This is a genomic window from Bryocella sp., assembly GCF_058498515.1.
Genome location: NZ_JBMHYI010000032.1, coordinates 80,299 through 97,022, shown reverse-complemented (window position 1 = coordinate 97,022; position 16,724 = coordinate 80,299). Strand labels below are relative to the sequence as shown.

14 protein-coding genes are annotated in these 16,724 nt (G+C 62.7%); 9 read left to right on the top strand and 5 right to left on the bottom strand.

The window, feature by feature from the left end:
- Window positions 1–183: 183 nt before the first annotated feature.
- Together AC5E6W_RS09870 and AC5E6W_RS09865 are read left to right on the top strand one after the other, a co-directional pair.
- The gene (locus AC5E6W_RS09870) at window positions 184–1,752 is read left to right on the top strand and encodes an OmpA family protein (RefSeq protein WP_491752122.1); all 1,569 of its coding nucleotides are present in this window, start codon (window positions 184–186) and stop codon (window positions 1,750–1,752) included.
- A 220-nt stretch (window positions 1,753–1,972) separates the two neighbouring features.
- The gene (locus AC5E6W_RS09865; protein ID WP_491752121.1) at window positions 1,973–2,749 is read left to right on the top strand and encodes an SDR family NAD(P)-dependent oxidoreductase; all 777 of its coding nucleotides are present in this window, start codon (window positions 1,973–1,975) and stop codon (window positions 2,747–2,749) included.
- 190 nt (window positions 2,750–2,939) lie between these two features.
- Here AC5E6W_RS09865 and AC5E6W_RS09860 read toward each other — a convergent pair whose 3' ends face one another.
- A complete protein-coding gene (locus AC5E6W_RS09860) occupies window positions 2,940–3,200 on the bottom strand; it encodes a hypothetical protein (protein ID WP_491752120.1) in 261 nt (86 codons plus the stop codon).
- Window positions 3,201–3,410: 210 nt separating this feature from the next.
- Here AC5E6W_RS09860 and AC5E6W_RS09855 point away from each other — a divergent pair, with 210 nt between their 5' ends.
- Window positions 3,411–3,800 (top strand): PilZ domain-containing protein, encoded by a 390-nt coding sequence (locus AC5E6W_RS09855; RefSeq protein ID WP_491752119.1) that lies wholly within the window; start codon window positions 3,411–3,413, stop codon window positions 3,798–3,800.
- 81 nt (window positions 3,801–3,881) lie between these two features.
- Here the strand turns inward: AC5E6W_RS09855 and AC5E6W_RS09850 are convergent, their stop codons facing one another.
- Window positions 3,882–4,652: a hypothetical protein gene (locus AC5E6W_RS09850; protein WP_491752118.1), complete on the bottom strand. Its 771-nt coding sequence runs from the start codon at window positions 4,650–4,652 to the stop codon at window positions 3,882–3,884.
- A gap of 130 nt (window positions 4,653–4,782) precedes the next feature.
- The gene (locus tag AC5E6W_RS09845) at window positions 4,783–6,021 is read right to left on the bottom strand and encodes a DUF481 domain-containing protein (RefSeq protein WP_491752117.1); all 1,239 of its coding nucleotides are present in this window, start codon (window positions 6,019–6,021) and stop codon (window positions 4,783–4,785) included.
- Between the two features lie 121 nt (window positions 6,022–6,142).
- Between AC5E6W_RS09845 and AC5E6W_RS09840 the strand changes: the two genes are divergently transcribed.
- Window positions 6,143–6,637: a hypothetical protein gene (locus AC5E6W_RS09840; protein WP_491752116.1), complete on the top strand. Its 495-nt coding sequence runs from the start codon at window positions 6,143–6,145 to the stop codon at window positions 6,635–6,637.
- 186 nt (window positions 6,638–6,823) lie between these two features.
- Window positions 6,824–7,819: an alpha/beta hydrolase gene (locus AC5E6W_RS09835; protein ID WP_491752115.1), complete on the top strand. Its 996-nt coding sequence runs from the start codon at window positions 6,824–6,826 to the stop codon at window positions 7,817–7,819.
- 194 nt (window positions 7,820–8,013) lie between these two features.
- Here the strand turns inward: AC5E6W_RS09835 and AC5E6W_RS09830 are convergent, their stop codons facing one another.
- Window positions 8,014–10,776: a DNA translocase FtsK gene (locus AC5E6W_RS09830; protein ID WP_491752114.1), complete on the bottom strand. Its 2,763-nt coding sequence runs from the start codon at window positions 10,774–10,776 to the stop codon at window positions 8,014–8,016.
- 520 nt (window positions 10,777–11,296) lie between these two features.
- Here AC5E6W_RS09830 and AC5E6W_RS09825 point away from each other — a divergent pair.
- The 3 genes from AC5E6W_RS09825 (at window position 11,297) to glgC (ending at window position 13,885) form a co-directional block, all read left to right on the top strand.
- The gene (locus AC5E6W_RS09825) at window positions 11,297–11,770 is read left to right on the top strand and encodes a PA2169 family four-helix-bundle protein (protein WP_491752113.1); all 474 of its coding nucleotides are present in this window, start codon (window positions 11,297–11,299) and stop codon (window positions 11,768–11,770) included.
- A 280-nt stretch (window positions 11,771–12,050) separates the two neighbouring features.
- Window positions 12,051–12,362, top strand: coding sequence for a hypothetical protein (locus AC5E6W_RS09820; protein WP_491752112.1), 312 nt, complete (start codon window positions 12,051–12,053; stop codon window positions 12,360–12,362).
- 275 nt (window positions 12,363–12,637) lie between these two features.
- Window positions 12,638–13,885: a glucose-1-phosphate adenylyltransferase gene (glgC, locus tag AC5E6W_RS09815; protein WP_491752111.1), complete on the top strand. Its 1,248-nt coding sequence runs from the start codon at window positions 12,638–12,640 to the stop codon at window positions 13,883–13,885.
- A gap of 160 nt (window positions 13,886–14,045) precedes the next feature.
- Here glgC and guaB read toward each other — a convergent pair whose 3' ends face one another.
- Window positions 14,046–15,566 carry an IMP dehydrogenase gene (guaB, locus tag AC5E6W_RS09810; protein WP_491752110.1) on the bottom strand — a complete coding sequence of 507 codons (1,521 nt, stop codon included), beginning with the start codon at window positions 15,564–15,566 and terminating at the stop codon, window positions 14,046–14,048.
- A gap of 479 nt (window positions 15,567–16,045) precedes the next feature.
- Here guaB and rimP point away from each other — a divergent pair, with 479 nt between their 5' ends.
- On the top strand, window positions 16,046–16,663 hold the full coding sequence (gene rimP / locus AC5E6W_RS09805; RefSeq protein WP_491752109.1) for a ribosome maturation factor RimP: 618 nt from the start codon (window positions 16,046–16,048) through the stop codon (window positions 16,661–16,663).
- Window positions 16,664–16,724 lie beyond the last annotated feature (61 nt).

Below are 16,724 nucleotides of genomic sequence, written 5' to 3'. Positions count from 1 at the left end.
CGCCACAAGGCCGCGTTCCTGCGTCTGGTTGCCCACAAAGCATATTTATTTTCCGGCCACCTTTTCCTGTAACTCAGCCATCCATCTCTTCTGTACGCCTTGAAGACGGCGTCAGGCGTGTGTGACGAATGACCACCGCGGTGACCCGATAACAGCAAGATGCAGTATGGGAGAACGACAATCATGATTACGTGGAAGAAGACAACAGCCGCATTCTCGTTTGCGGTCGCCGGTGCAGGCTTATGCTTGGCCGCGGCAGCACAGGTGCCGAATCCGACAGCCGTTGCGCCCGGAGCGCAGTCGGGCGAGATTATGGCGTCGGGTCCTAACGGAACCTACATCTATCACGTAAAGGTCGTCGAGCGTCAGCTCGATGCCGTGAACTACCTCAATCGCAGCGGAGCGACCCACGTCGGCTTCGTGGGAACGGAACTCTCCCCCGGGGCACACGGCGAGGCCAAGGTCGAATCCGTTACCGGCAAGACCAAGATCTCGGCGAAGTTCTCCGGCCTCACCCCCGCCAATGGCTTTGGTCCCGAATACCTCACCTACGTCCTCTGGGCGATCTCGCCTGATGGCCGTCCGCAGAACCTGGGCGAGCTGGAACTCTCCGGCGACAAAGCCAACCTCGATGTCTCGAGCTCCTTCCAGTCCTTCGGCATGATCGTTACCGCCGAGCCGTACTACGCCGTCTCGCAGCCCAGCGACGTCGTTGTCATGAAGAACATCTTCCTCGACAAGACGCAGGGCGTGCTCGAGCAGGTGAATGTCCACTATCAGCTGCTCCCCAGGGGCATCTATGCTCCCACGGATGGAGCGCACTCGGTCTTCAACCCCATCACCGACCGCGAGCACTATCCGCTGGCACTGTATGAGGCTCACAACGCCGAGCGCATCGCTATGATGGCGGGCGCCGACAAGTATGCCGCCGACATCATGCATGAGGTTCATCAGGACATCAATAACGCGGATGCCGGCCAAGCCAATCCGCACCGCGATGTCCACATGATCTTCACGGACGCTCGTCAGGCCGTGCAGCGTGCGGAAGATGCCCGCATCACTGCGTTGCGCAAGGAAGCCCAGCTCCGCGAGCAGCAGAACCAGAACGAGAAGGTCGAAGCCCAGCAACAGGCTGCGCAGTCGGCCGAGATGGCTGCCAACGCACAGGCCCAGGCCGATGCCGCAGCTGCTGCCAAGGCCAAGGCCGATGCCGACCGTGAACGCGCCGAGGCTGAGGCTGCCAACGCCCGTGCCCAGGCTGCCGCAGCGCAGCAGTCGGCGCAGGCCAGCCAGCAGAGTGCCGAGGAAGCTCGCGAGAAGCTGAAGTCACAGCTCAACGCTGTCCTGCAGACGACCGAGAGTGCCCGCGGCCTCATCGTGAACATGAACGATGTGCTCTTCGACACGGGCAAGTTCACGCTCAAGCCTGACGCGCAGGTCCGCCTCGCGAAGATCTCCACCATCCTCGAGCTCTACCCCAACCTCAAGGTGCAGGTCGAAGGCTACACGGACTCCACCGGAACACCGGCGTTCAACCAGACGCTCAGCGAAAACCGTGCGGATACCGTGCGCAACTTCCTCGTCCAGAATGGTGTGCCGCAGCCTAACGTTTCGGCGCAGGGCTTTGGCGCGACGAACTTCGTCGCGGATAACACCTCAGCTACCGGCCGTCAGCAGAATCGCCGCGTGAACCTGGTTGTCTCAGGCGCGTCGATCGGTGTCACCGGTGGAACTCCTAGCGGCCAGCAGTAAGGGCAGCTAATCAACGCAGCCAAGCTCGAACGGGTCAAGTGAAGAGGCAGGCAGCGCGGCGTGGAGCCGGCTGCCTGCCTCTTTTTGTTCCCCCGGCCGGGAGGGTGCATCCTACTCTCCGAATTCACCTATCCAGGCAGCACTCGCGTGTCGAGTGCGTTTCAGGCAAGATGAACCTGGGCCCCTCAATCGAGACCAAAGCAGCAGGAGATTTCGTTCCGTGGGTATTTCTCTGAAGGACAAGATTGTGCTGGTCACCGGCGCCAGCAGCGGCATCGGCGCAGCCACCGCGCTGGAGTTCGCAAAGCTCGGCGCGAAGCTCCTCGTCTGCGCGCGCAGGCTCGAAAAGCTCAAGGAGCTGGAGCCGCGCCTGCGCGAAGCCGGAGCCGCAGACGTGTTTTCCTTCGAGCTCGATGTGCGCGATCGCGACGACGTGGAGTGCACGCTCAACACCCTTCCCGCAGCCTGGAGCGAGATCGAAGTCCTGGTGAACAACGCGGGTCTCGCGCGCGGCCTCAAGAAGCTCTACGAAGACGACATCGAGAACTGGGAAGAGATGATCGACACCAACGTGAAGGGTTTGCTCTACGTGACCCGCACCGTGGTGCGCGGCATGGTGGCCCGCGGCCGTGGCCACGTCATCAACCTCGGCTCCATCGCCGGCCACAACGCCTACGCGAACGGCGCAGTTTACTGTGCGACCAAGGCCGCGGAGCGCTTCATCACCGATGGTCTCCGCATCGACGTCAACGGCACGCCAATCCGCGTCAGCACGGTCGACCCCGGTATGGTCAAGACCGACTTCAGTCTCATCCGCTTCCGCGGCGACGACACTCGCGCCGCCAAGACCTACGAGAACGTCGACCCGCTGCTGCCCGAAGATGTTGCCGATGTGATCGTCTTCGTAGCCACGCGCCCCGAACACGTGGTGCTGCAACAGATCGTCATGACCCCGGTCGCGCAGGCCAATCCGTTCACGCTGACGAGGAAGAGCTGAGGGGAGCGCGTACGCGTTAGTCGCTGCGCGGGTAGCGGCTGACGCTGGTAGCGCCTGCGGCGTTAGGGGCAACGTCATCTGGATGCTTGCAGGGAGATGCTAACCGCGCAGCCGCTACCGGCCGAAGGCCGCTATCGCCGAGCGTCAGCGCACGCGTGACAGGCTCGCGCCACCGGCGTAGCCGCTGCTCCTAAAGTTTGATCGACCAGCCCAGCTGCTCGAGCTCGTACTCAATCGACTTGAGTGCGGTCTCCAGCGCGCTGCGGCGGTGCGGGCTCGACGTGCGCTCGCTCAGCACGCGCTCGCGTTGCATCTCCAAAGCCTGAATGCGGCGTTTGAGGTCGGCATCGGCGCGACGGGCTGCTGAGTTGTCTTCGGGCTTCTCACCCTTGAACGATGCTGCTTGAGCCTGCTGTTCTTCCACGTTCTTCGACTCCCAGCCCTTCGACATATCTCCATATTACGCCCACGAAAAATCGAGGGGGCGACCCCGCTGCGGCGCTCGCTCCCGGCGGGGAGGTGACAGTTGCGAGAAATTTTAGGGGTTTAGGGTAGAAAATTTCAGTCTCCCGTCGATGAATTCCCGAAATGGTCCGCACACGACTCCAGGGAATGGTCTGTCTGGGAGCGTCACCACGGATCGGACTTCGGAAGGGTGCCCGTGCAACCCCGAAACGATCAACGGCGACATCCTCGTTTCGAGTGCACCGGCATCGCCGAGGTGTACTTCAGCCCAAGCGGGCATCCCTTGAAGGCCGGGATCCTCGATCTGAGCTTGGGCGGAGGGCTGATCCAGCTCGAGACGCCCTATCCCACGTTCCTCGGAGCGGTCATCGAGATTGCCTTCACGGTGAATCAGCTGCCCTTTCGCGTCCGCGCAAAGGTGCGAGCCGTTCGATCCGAGGCGAGCCTCGGCCTCGCCTTTGAGGTCACGAGCGAGCGAACCAGGCGGAATCTACAGGATTTGATCGAGGAACTTGAGGAAGACCATGCGAAGCGTCAGGCCAACAAGCTGCTGACCAGGAAACGCAGAGCAGCGCTTGGCGCCTGAGTCGGGGCTCGGGCAGCACAAAGCCGGGCCTGGGCCCGGCTCTTGTGTGCCTCTTATACACGCCTCGAGGAACGAGTCGAGTTACTTCAGGCGGCCGAAGCGATACAGGATGCCTGCATTGAACCCCATGTGGCTTTGGAACGCCCCACTGGTGGTCGTCGTGGTGGTCGTGACGTTCGTGACCGGGTTGAAAGTACTGGTGTAGACCGTGTTGTTGAACATGGTCGCCTGGTACACCGGCGAGAATCGGAAGGCCAGGTTCGGGTAGAAGTTGTAATCCACATTCCCGCTGATCGAGAAGGCCGGCTTGACGCCGTCCTGCGAGATCCCAACCTGGTAGCCGTACAGTCCCTTCGCGCCGCCAGAGAAGATGCCATCCGCCACGCCGCCAACGCCCTGCACGGACACCGTGACCTTCTCTTTGGCGTAAACGCGATAGCCTGCACCGCCCTGGAAGAAGTACTCGTTGATCTGCGGGTTGGAGACGCCGAAGATGTTGTTCTGCACCTTGGCATTGCCGAACGCGCCGCGCGCATCGCCGATGACGAACAGCTTCGGATTGAGGAAGTAGTTGGTCGAAACCGCCCAGGTCACTTCATTGTTCCGCTGCAGGGTCTGGCCCGGCCGGTAGCGCAGCCAGCCGCCGCCACCGGCGACCTCCCAGCGATGCGAGTAGGTGTCATCGATGGTGCGCTGGATTCGCGCCTGACGGCTGGCGTTGGTCTCGTGCCGGGGCACGCGCGCCTTTTTCGTGTTGTTCTGCGCCGATGCGGCGAGGGAGGGAATCAGCAGCGCTGCGAGGGACACTACAGCCAGGCGCGCGGTGTTGCTCAGGGACTTGCGGGCAAACATCAGAATCGAAACTCCTGCGGGTGAGAACACCGGACCGGGCGCAAAGGCCCGCATCCTTCCATTAGAACATTGCCGGGGGACAGATGGGGGGATTGCTGCGGTTGAACCGCGTCCCCACTCCCTGTGGACGTCAGCGCAGGTTGTACGTCACCCCAGTCACGAACTGGAACGAGTTTTTCTTGTATCCAATCGCAGGATCGTTCAGGAAGCTGTCGCTCGCTGTGATCGCCACGCTCAGCCGCTTGAACACCGGCAGCGTGAGCCCCGTGTTCACGTTCGCCGAGTAATCCCGCCCCACGTTGAACGACGGAATCGCGTTCACCGACTCCGTGAACACCATCTTGTGTGGCAACGTGCGGTTGTAACCCTCGAAGATCGTCCCGCCAATCAGGTGGGTCGACGCGGTGGGCGTTGCGGGTTGTACCCCGTTGATGGGCCCATTGTTGTACTGCTGCGTCTCGAAGTGGAGGTCAGCCTTCAGGTCCAGCTCCTGCTTCGCATCCTTCTTCACCGTCCAGCCGATGCCGCCGCCATAGATCTGCTGCAGCGAAAGGCCCTGCGCGTAGTTGTGGTCGAAGGCCAGATCGCCGAGAGCGTAAAAGCGCGGCGAAAAGTACTGATCCCGCTCCGAGTCCGCGTGGAAGATACTCGAGAGCGTCGTGACGTCGGGCGTTGGCGGGTTGGTCTGCGGAATTGCTCCCGGCGAGGTGTTCTTGCCGTAGCTCTCATTCACATTGAGCGTGGTCCGGTCGCGCGGCGGCAGCCAGGAGACGGTCGGCTCCGCGCGCACCAGGCTGACCCCAACCGTGAGTGTCGTCGCGTTGGTGGTCGCGCGCACCAGCGTCGCTCCACCGGTTACGCTGCCATTCCAGTCGGAAAAGAAGCTCCGGTGATCGCGAATCTGCTTGTCGAACTCCGCGCGCGGAACCAGATAGTTCACCTCCGCAGCAGGAATCGACGAGGCCACCGCCTCGGCCGAGCTGTTCGAAGCTGCCTGCGACGGATGCACCGCCACCTTGCCATCCGCAATCGAGATGGTGCCCTCGGGAGCAGGCGTGTTCTTGCGAACCACCAGGCCCTTCTTCAGCAGCGCAAACTCACTGGCCTTCGACCCCGCCCGCAGCTCCTTCACCTTCGCGAACGGAATCGTCAAGGTCCCAGCCATGTCGCTGTTGAACACCACATTGCCCCCGGCAGCGCTCACCAGGTGGCCCGTAAGCTGGTCGCCGTTGGCAAACACCAGTACGTCCGGTACGTTCTCCGCGGGCTTGGCCTCGTTCTTCTGGCCGTCCTGTGCAAGCGCGCTGAGCCCCAATCCTAACGACAGCCAGAGAGCAAACACTACGGGCCGGGTGATACGCGAAATCATGAAGTCTCCTTGCACTGGGTGTTGAGCCGGTCCTCTTAAGCCTACATGGGACAGCCTGCGGAGTTCGACCATCGCGCGAAGGTGGTTGCAGCGTGACGCAAGGAGCAGATAGGCTGAATGCATGTACGAGGACTTTCGAGCGATCGACCGCTGGACCGGCGAAGAGCTGCACTGCGTGTGGAAGGGCACCGTCGTGGCCATCGCCACGCGCCATGCCGACGCGACGGACATCCGCTTCGCCGTCAATGGCAAGCCGCTCTGGATCGCCATGCCCAATACCGCATGGGTGGAGCACAAGAAGAAGACCGGCAAGGCCATCACCGATTACCTGGCCGCGCAGGCCGCAGGCCGCTACCTCAAGCAGCAGATCGAGAACGGCTACGACAACGGCCGCGAGATGCTGACCATGAGCATCGCCGAGGTGCTCGAGGCCGCGGAAGCGGTGATGAACGATGTCGGCCACACCACCAAGCTCCCCTCGCTGCCCGTCATCGATCGCGTGGTCTTCCCCGATGGCGTGCCCGACTCGTTCAACTTCAAGCTTCCCGGTGAGCCGAAGACGCTGGCCGAGGACATCAGCAAGGCCAAGGGCATGCCCGGCGCGGTCAACAGCTAAGACGTCTCTCCTCGCGTCTTTCCTCGCGTCTTTGCGACGATATCGCTGCACAAGGGCACGGCTTCGGCCGTGCCCTTCACGTTTTCCCGCGCCACGATTGACGTTTCCCGCTTTCGCCGCATCAAACTTCACCAGACTGTAACGCCCTTGCGAACCTCAAGGACGTTCGGCTGCTGGGGATGAAAAATGGCTGCACTCGAGAAGAGACTCTCCATCCCGGTGCGGATTGCTGTAACTCTTGCTGCTGCATACGCCCTGCTGACGCTCGTCTTCGGCATCGCGCTCGCGGAGTTCTCACTGCACCTGCCGAAGATGCCGATCGACACGCCCGAGGCCTATCGCGTGCGCTACGAGCGGCAGTTCGATGCTCGCCTGCGCGATGTCGCGATCACTGCGCAGGATGGCGCGGTGCTGCGCGGCTGGTACATCGCGCCCGCGAACCCCAACGGCCGCTCCGTGGTGCTGCTCCACGGCATCGCCGGCAACCGCGTCTGGCTCAATGGCTACGCGGACATCTTCCTCAAGCGCGGCTACGCTGTGCTGCTGCCCGACTCCCGCGAGCACGGCGCTTCCGGCGGCCGCATCGCCACCTACGGCATCCTCGAGCGTGACGATGTCCGCCGCTGGGTCAGCTGGCTGCGCCAGCGCAATCCTGGCTGCACGTATCTTCTTGGCGAATCCATGGGCGCCGCCATCGGCGTCGAAGCTACCGCGGTCACGCCGCAGCTCTGCGCCGTCGCGGTCGAGTCTCCCTACGCCAGCTTCCGCCCCATCTCCATCGAGCGCCTCGGCTGGCAAACCCATCTCGGCGCAGGCTTCTGGAAGACCGTGGGCCGCCCTGCCATCGAGGTCGCCTTCCTCTGGACTCGGCTGCGCTACCACGTCTATCTTCCTGACGCTTCCCCCGTCCGCGCCGTCGAGCACTCGCACGTTCCCGTGCTGCTCATCGCCGGTACCCGCGACGAAAACATTCGCATGCACAACGCGCTCGAGATCCAGCAGGCCTGCGGCAAACGCTGCGCGTTGTGGATCGTCGAAGGCGCTGACCACGGCACCGCTGCGGCTATCGCTCCGCAGGAGTTTCACAGCCGCGTGGTTCACTGGTTCGTCGCGCATGATCCCCAGGGCGACCACATCGGGCCAGTGGCGCCAAAGACCGTAAGCATCGCCCGTGGGCGATAGAGAACCTCAACCTGCACAGACAAGATGAAGAAAACTACTACTAAGAAGGCCAAGCCGAGCGCAGAGGACATCGCGAAACTTGCAGACAGGGGCCGCAGCGTCGCCAGCCACTTCACCAATCGCGGGAAGATGATGCAGCCAGTTCGCCAGGTCTCTCGGTAGATCTTCGTTTGCGGAATGATGCTCGCGTAAACCTATCGCACCGCCCCATCCACTTCGCTGTAGAAGCTCTTCGCCTTCAAAATTTCGCGTGGCTTCGAGCCATCCGCCGGACCCACCATGCCATCGCGTTCCATCATGTCGATCAGGTGTGCGGCGCGTCCATAGCCGACGCGCAGCCTGCGCTGGATCAGCGACGTCGAAGCCTTGCCGAACTCATACACCAGTCGCACCGCATCGTCGTACAGCGGATCGTTGTCGTCGCCATCGTTGGCTCCAGCCTCTTCGCGGCCTTCATCCTTCGGACCTTCGAGGAAGCCTTCGACGTAATCCGCTTCGCCCTGTTCCTTCCAGAACTTGGTGACTGCGGCGATCTCCTTCTCGGTGACGAACGGCGCGTGCACGCGCTGCAGGCGGCTTGTCCCCGGCGGCAGGTAGAGCATATCGCCGCGCCCTAGCAGGCTCTCGGCGCCATTGCTGTCGATGATCGTGCGCGAGTCGACCTTGGTTGCCAGCCGGAAGCTCATACGCGTCGGCACGTTGGCCTTGATCAGGCCGGTGATCACATCCACGCTCGGCCGCTGTGTCGCGAGCACGAGATGAATGCCGACGGCGCGCGCCATCTGCGCCAGCCGCGTGATCGCTTCTTCAACGTTGGCGCGGTCCAGCATCATCAGGTCCGCCAGCTCGTCGATGATGATCATGATGTACGGCAGCGGCTCCTGGTTCACATCCTCAAACAGGTACTCCGAGCCATTCTCGAAGAGCTTGTTGAACTGATCGATGTTGCGCACGTGATTTGCCGCCAGCAGCTTCAAGCGGCGCTCCATCTCGCGCACCGCATTGCGTAGCGCATTGGCGGCGAGCTTCGCCTCCGTGATGATCGGCGTGAACAAGTGCGGGATGCCTTCATACATCCCCAGCTCAACGCGCTTCGGATCGACGAGGATCATGCGTACCTGCTCGGGCGTGGACTTCAGCAGCACGCTCATGATCATCGCGTTGATGGCGACCGACTTACCCGAGCCCGTCGAGCCGGCGATCAGCACATGCGGCATCGCAGCGAGATCCGCGGTCACGATGCGCCCATTGATGTCCTTGCCCATCGCCACGGCGAGCCTGGACTTGGACTTCGCGAAGTTCTCGCTCTCCACCACGTCGCGCAGCCAGATGGTCTCGCGCTCGCGGTTCGGCACCTGGATGCCCACGGTTGACTTGCCCGCAATGCGCTCGATGAGGATCGACTCGGCCGCCATGGCCAGGCAGAGATCATCGGCCAGCCCCGTCACCCGCGAGTACTTCACGCCTGCATCGGGGCGGAACTCAAACGTCGTCACGACAGGCCCGGGATTGATTTGCTCGACCGAGCCATCGACGCCGAACTCCGCGCACTTCTGCACCAGCACGCGCGCCTCTTCGCGCAACTCGTTCTCACGCACCGGAGCATGTTCATCGCTGCGATAGAGCAGCGTGCTGGGGGGCAGCTTGTAGCCGCGCACGCTCTTCGCCAGCATCGTCACGGCTTGCAGGTTCGCATCAGCGCGTTGACCGAAGGCAATGTTCTGGTCGCGAATGTCAGCGGTTGGTGAAGGCATCGGAGGTGCAAGAGGAGCTACCGGCGCGGCCTTCGCAACGGCACGCGGCGCAGGCATGCGCGCCGGAGGAGCCTCCGGCACATCGCCCGCCTTCACGCGGTTCAACATCGGCGGAGGCGTGCGCCGCTCTGGCCGGTCCAGCCAGTTGTCGTCGTTGACCTGGTTGACCGCCTCCACACCCTCGAACGGAAGCTCATTCGGGCGCGGCATCTCGCGCAGCTTCGCTCCGGCCACCATCGAAGGCGGAGTCATCGGAGCTTCGGGGTCCAGGGGCTCCAGCGCGAACTCATCGTCCTCGCTGGCGACCGTATCCAGCACGGTGCGCGGCATGCTCTTCCACACGTTCGGGCTCTCTTCCGCGAATCCCGCACGCCCCTGCTCGCCCGAGAAGTCGTTCGCATCACGCTTGCGCCGCCCGAACCAACCAAATCGCCCGAAGAATGAAGAAAGCAGGGAACCGCTCGCAGCGGTCTCTGCACTGTTGCCCTGCGTCAGCGCGGCCTTCTCGGCACGTACGCGGGCCCGCGCCGCAGTACGCTCGCGGCGGCTCTGGAACTCATCCTCTTCGTCCTCGAGCTCCACGCCGCGGTTGTTCGAGCGGAACATCTGCCAGCGATCGCTCATCCAGCGAATGAACGCGAAGTGCGACGTGAACCACTCGTTCGCATTCGTGAGCAGGAACGAGGTCGAGAGATACAGCGAGAGCAGCACCATCAGCGCGCACACCACAATCGCGCCAGGAAGGTTCACCACATGGATCATGCCATCGGCCAGCGTGCTTCCCAGCAGCCCGGCGATCGGCAGGGCATTGCGCCACTCCACATGCCAGGGCAGCAGCGCGATGGCCGCTGGCGCAAACACCATCCACAACATCAGGCCCACCAGCTTCGATCGCACTGGGCCGGCCGAACGCGACCGCATCCACCGAATCCCGGTACGCACCAGTACCAGCGGGATGAAGATCACGGCCACGCCGAAGCTCTGCAGCGCCAGGTCCGAACCATAGCTGCCCAGCAGCCCCATCCAGTTGTGGGCCGGGCGCGTTCCCGCGCCGCCTCCCACGGTGTTGAAGGATGGATCCACGGGGTTGTAGGTCGCCAGCGCCAGCAACATCAGCGCTCCGGTGGTCAGCACGACGAGGCCCAGCATCTCGTTCAGCCGGCGGTTTCGAGTAGGGGAGTAGAGCAGTCTCTGCGGCATCATGGGACGGAGCTTTCTCGCGGTTAGCGTTCGGGCGCACAGCCCTGCCTGACTTCGATGGCTACAAGCGGCGATCGCCACAAGTTCCGAGCAACCCAGCCTCGAACGCCCAAATGGCACAAGCCGGGCCAGCGCTTTTCGCAACGGGCTCGGCAGGATCGATGTAGCTCTCAAAGTCCGGAATCGAACCAGAGCAAGATCATTCTTCCATGCGGCGCCCGTGTGCAGCGCCGCACCCGGCACCCGCGAACCACAATGGTGACGGGCGGATTTCCATGACGCGCAAGTACACACAACTGTTAAATCCCCAGCGGCAACCGCGCAGGAACAAAGGGGCATCTAGCTCAACAGGTGGGCTTTGCGCAACAGGCGCATCGCCAGCGTGAGTGTGTTGCGGGGGAGCGGGATTTTAGCGATTTCTCCTGCTTGTCACCGGCGAAGGAGAATCGCCGGCAGCCGGTGGACCCCGCAGCGCATCCTCAGCGAACGCGAATTCAAGTCATTCGAGAGAAGGATAAACAACATGGCAAACACACTGGATGGATCGGCAAAGAATCGCGAGACGGAACGCGTGCTGCTGGACGTGATCAAGACCCTGCAGGACGGCCAGAAGGGCTTCGCTGAAATCGGCGAGCACCTCGAAGACGCGACCGTCAAACGTTACTTCCTCGCGGAAAGCCTGCACCGCGCCAACTTCCGCGCCGAGCTTGAAAATCAGCTCCATCGCGATGGCATGGCGGACGTCAAGGAGTCAGGCACTGTCGCCGGTGCGCTCCATCGCACCTGGGCGGACATCAAGTCCAAGCTGGGCGGCGGGGATCATGCGCTGCTCGAAACCGCCGAGGACGGAGAAGATACCGCCGTCAAGACCTACCAGCAGGCGCTCGACCAGGACCTGCCCTTGCCCATCCGTCAGATGCTCAGCGAGCAGCAGGCGCACATCCTCACCTCGCACGACTACATCAAGCGCCACCGTGATTCGCTCGTGAAGGCTTAGATCCGCAGCCATAACACCGTTGCAGACCTGGGCGGCCTTCGGGTCGCCCTTTCTGCACTCGGCTTCAGCTGGACCCAGATGTCCCAAAATCGGGCAGAGAATCCTTTGCCCGGCCGCATCATCGTAGATTGTGGGGCGCTTTTCCTCAGTTGGCGGAGCGCAGAGGACGCGTTAGTCTACCCATGTTGGACCCGCAGCTGCCGTTCCCGCTCGATCATGGCGTGGAAGACCCATTGCGAGGTATGGGCGTCAGGAAAGTCGCACCGCCCGGGAGGTGGCTATGAATCAGCAGGTCAAGGATCTCATTCAGAAATTGGGCGAGGCGATCCATGAGTCTGTCTCAGACTCAGAGCAGATCGCCGGCGTTGTGCGGGAGATCCGCGAGCAGGGCTTCGATGTCCTGCTGATGCTCGAAGCCACCATCGGCCTCAACGAGCTCGAAGAAGCTGATGCCGACGCTGAAGCTGAGGATCCCGTCGAGGGGCCGTTCACCAAGCACGACCTCACCTTCCTCAAGTCCCTCCGCATCACCACCGAGGAACAGCCAGCCCTCGGCGATGGCGGCAGCACGGACCTCCAGGCCGGAGCCTGAACGGTCTTCTTTCGTCCGCTTCGCGTTAGCTGTGTCTGCTTTGCTTCCATCCCTGCGGTCGTTGCAGTTCTGCCCCTGTCCTCGCCGGCCATCTCTCCCATCCTGCGGCCTTGTGTTCTAACGCTCGCATCCCACTGATACAATTCGCGCCATCGGTTGTAAGGCTTCACAAGGTGTCCTTTTTGCTTCCAGTTGCATCCCAGCATGGGGTGACGGGCGACACGCGAAGGATGTCACGGGCTTTCCTTGCGTAGGGGCCCTGAGGGTGTAGGACGATGAGAGATACATTGGGCGTACTGCTGGCTGGTGGAGCTGGCGAGAGACTTTTCCCCCTAACCCGCGACCGTGCGAAACCCGCGGTCCCCTTTGCCGGACAGTACCGGATCATCGACATCACCCTGTCGAACTGCATCAACTCCGAGCTCCGGCACGTCTACATCCTCACCCAGTACAAGGCGCTCAGCCTCAATCGCCACATCCGCGAAGGCTGGGGCCCGGTCGTGGCGTCGGAGCTCGGTGAGTTCATCGAGATCCTTCCGCCCATGCAGCGCGTCTCCAAGTCCTGGTACCAGGGCACGGCCGACGCCGTCTTCCAGAACATCTACTCCATCGGCTCGGAAGAGCCCAAGCGCGTGCTCATCCTCTCCGGCGATCACATCTACAAGATGAACTACGCCCTGATGGAAGAGCAGCACCTCGCTTCCGGCGCGGATGTCACCCTCGCTACGCTCCCTGTGACGCCCGGCGAGGTCGCGGCCTTCGGTGTCGTCGAGGTGGGCAAGGATGGAGAGGTTATCGGCTTCATCGAGAAGCCCAAGGAGACCAGCATCCGCTCGCCCTTCAACCCCGAGATGGTCGACGTCTCCATGGGCATCTACCTCTTCAACACCGATGTCCTGATCCCCGAGCTAATGCGCGACGCCGAGGACCCCGACTCCAAGCACGACTTCGGCCACGACATCCTGCCGAAGCTGCTCGGCAAGTACAAGGTCCAGGCCTACAACTTCGTCGACGAAAACAAGCAGCGCGCGCTCTACTGGCGCGATGTCGGCACGCTCGAGGCCTACTACGAGGCCAACATGGACGTCGCCTCCGTCGCCCCGGTCTTCAACCTCTACGACAAAGCCTGGCCCATGCGCACCCGGCCCTATCAGTACCCGCCGGCCAAGTTTGTCTTCGGCGAGCCCGGCCGTACCGGCATGGCCATTAACTCCATCGCCTCGGCCGGCTGCATCATCTCGGGCTCGGTCATCCGCAACTCCGTCCTCTCGCACGATGTGCGCGTGAACAGCTATGCGGATGTCGACTCGAGCATCATCTTTTCCCACGTCAACATCGGCCGGCATTGCCGCATCCGCCACGCCATCATCGATCGCGACGTCCATATCCCCGACGGCACTGTCATCGGCTACGACCCGGCTGAGGACAAGAAGAACTACTTCGTTACTGCCTCCGGCCTCACGGTGGTCACGCGCGATTACTCGGTCTACGAGAACCCGGTATCGCCGGGGTTTCTCGCGTAGCGCGGCTCTGCCGCGTCAGCCGTTTCGCGGGTAGCGGCTTCGCCGGTAGCGCTTTGCGTTAGGGAACGAACTTGCTAACGCGACGCGCCAACGGCGAAGCCGCTAACGACGAAGGGCCAGCGACATCGTCGCTGGCCCTTCGCGCTAACGCAACGCGCTGCTACTCGACGTGATAATTCGGCGCCTCACGCGTAATTACCACATCGTGCACATGGCTCTCGCGCAGGCCCGCACCGGAGATGCGAATGAACTTCGCGTTCTGCTGCAGCTCTTCAATGCTGCCGCAACCCAGGTAGCCCATGCCGCTCTTCAGACCGCCCACGAGCTGGTACACCATTGCTTCGAGAGGTCCACGATGCGGCACACGGCCCTCGATGCCTTCCGGCACGAACTTCGCCAGCCGGTTGCCACTGGTGTCCTGCTTGAGCTCGATGCGCTCTGCCCGCGCGGCCGAGGACATATCTTCCTTGCCCTGGAAATAGCGCTCGCCGGACCCTTGCGCCATCGCGCTGAGCGATCCCATGCCACGGTAGGACTTGAAGCTGCGGCCCTGGTACAGAATCGTCTCGCCCGGGCTCTCATCCACGCCCGCGAACAATGAACCCATCATGCAGACACTCGCGCCCGCTGCAATGGCCTTGGTGATGTCGCCCGAATACTTGATGCCGCCATCCGCGATGATCGAGATGCCGTGCTCGCGCCCCGCGCGGCTCGCCTCGGCGATCGCTGTGATCTGCGGCATGCCTGCACCCGTCACCATGCGCGTGGTGCAGATGCTGCCCGGCCCAATGCCCACCTTCACCGCATCGGCGCCAGCCTCGATCAGCGCTTTCGCGCCATCGTAGGTCGCAATGTTGCCGGCAAACAGGTCGACGTCCGGATAGAGACGCTTGCACTCGCGCACCGCTTCCAGCACCCGCGAGGAATGACCATGCGCCGAATCGATCGCCAGCGCATCGACCCGCATCTTCACCAGCTCCGCGGCACGCTCGAGGAAGTCGCCCGTCGCGCCGATCGCTCCTGCCACGCGCAGGCGGCCCTGAGGATCCTTGCTCGCGTTCGGATACTTCAGCTTCTTCTGGATGTCCTTGACCGTGATCAAGCCCTTGAGTTCGAAGGCGTCGTTGACCACCAGCAGCTTCTCCACGCGGTGCTGATGCAGGATGTGCTCTGCATCTTCCAGCGTGGTACCCACCGGTACCGTGATGAGGTTTTCCTTGGTCATCACATCCGCTATGGGGATGTCTGTCCGCGAGACGAAGCGCAGGTCGCGGTTGGTCAGGATGCCCACCAGCTTGCCGCCCTTGGTCACCGGCACACCCGAAATCTTGAAGCGGCGCATCACGTCCAGCGCGTCGGAGATGGGCCGTTCGGGGTCAATGGTCACCGGGTCGACGATCATGCCTGACTCGGACCGCTTGACCTTGTCAATTTCGCCCGCCTGTTGCTCGATGGTGAGGTTGCGATGCACCACACCCAGGCCTCCCTGCTGTGCGATGGCAATCGCCAGTCGCGACTCGGTCACCGTGTCCATCGCCGCCGACATCAGCGGGGTCGCCAGCGTAATCTTCTTCGTCAGCTGCACCTGCGTGCTGACCTGCGCCGGGACCACGTCCGAATACGCGGGCACGAGAAGGACGTCATCAAACGTCAGTGCTTCCGGAATATGCGTTTCGATCATCTTTCTATTGTCGCATCGGCTCATGGCAGGGTGTTTGAGCCCTGAGAGCAGCCAGGCCACAGTCTGCACGGTGGGCGCTCCGGGTTCTCAGGCGCCCTGGCTTCTTCGCAGGATGATCGTCGAAGCCGTTTGGGCAGAGGAGATTGAACCCGCCCGGGCTGCCATCATTCCGAGCCGACGCCGCAGGACCCCTCAAACACCCCAGCGTCTGAAACGCTCCCTTGAGTTGCCATTGCAGATGTCGTACACTAGCGGAGCAGACGAATCCGTTCTGCCAGCGCCGGCGAACCTGCTGGCCAGGCCGTGAACGCACCGGCTTGAGACTGGCGGAAGAGAGGAGTGGGCTAACCGCCCACTTTTTGTTTGCCCTGAAGTCAGGCAGCGCCACTCGACGCCGCGCTCGCCTGGACCGCCAACGGCGTCTCTGCCGCGCGGCCTGTACCCGAACCACAACGCGTCCCTAACTCTGGTGTCTTGCGATGGCTGTTGTGTTGGACAAAATTCGAGCTACCGCGGAGCGCGTCGCGGCGTCGCACGGCATGGATGTCGTCGACCTCGAGCTCACGGGCGGCGGCAAGCACCGCGCGCTGCGCGTCTTCCTGGAGAAGAACGCCGAAGAGCGCGGTAAACTCGCTGCTCTCGCCGCAGTCGCACTCGCCCAGGCCTCCGATCCTGGCATCGAAGGACAGGTTTCACTGCCCCAGGGCGTGCCCGCCGAGGCCCTCAGCGGCATCACACACGAGGATTGCGAGCTCTTCGCTCGTGACTTCGGCACCGTCGCCGACATCGAAGATCTCGTCCCCGGCGCTGAGTACACCCTCGAAGTTTCCTCTCCCGGGCTCGAGCGCAAGCTGCTTAAGGCTGCCGACTACAGCCGCTTCCTCGGCTTCCTCGTGAAGCTCCAGACATTCACTCCGGTGGACGGCAACCGCCAGTTCACCGGCCGACTGACAAGCTTTGACGGCCTCCGGCTCACCCTGGACCTCGCCGCCATCCAACAGAAGGGCAAGGCCGCCCGCAAAACCACCCAGGCCTCACCCCTCGTCGACCTCGAACTGGCCAACGTAGAAAAGGCCCATCTGGTCGCAGAAATTTGAAGAAAGGAAGTGAATAGTGAGAAGTGAATAGTGAATGGCCTCGCCTCGCCGGAGATCTCCG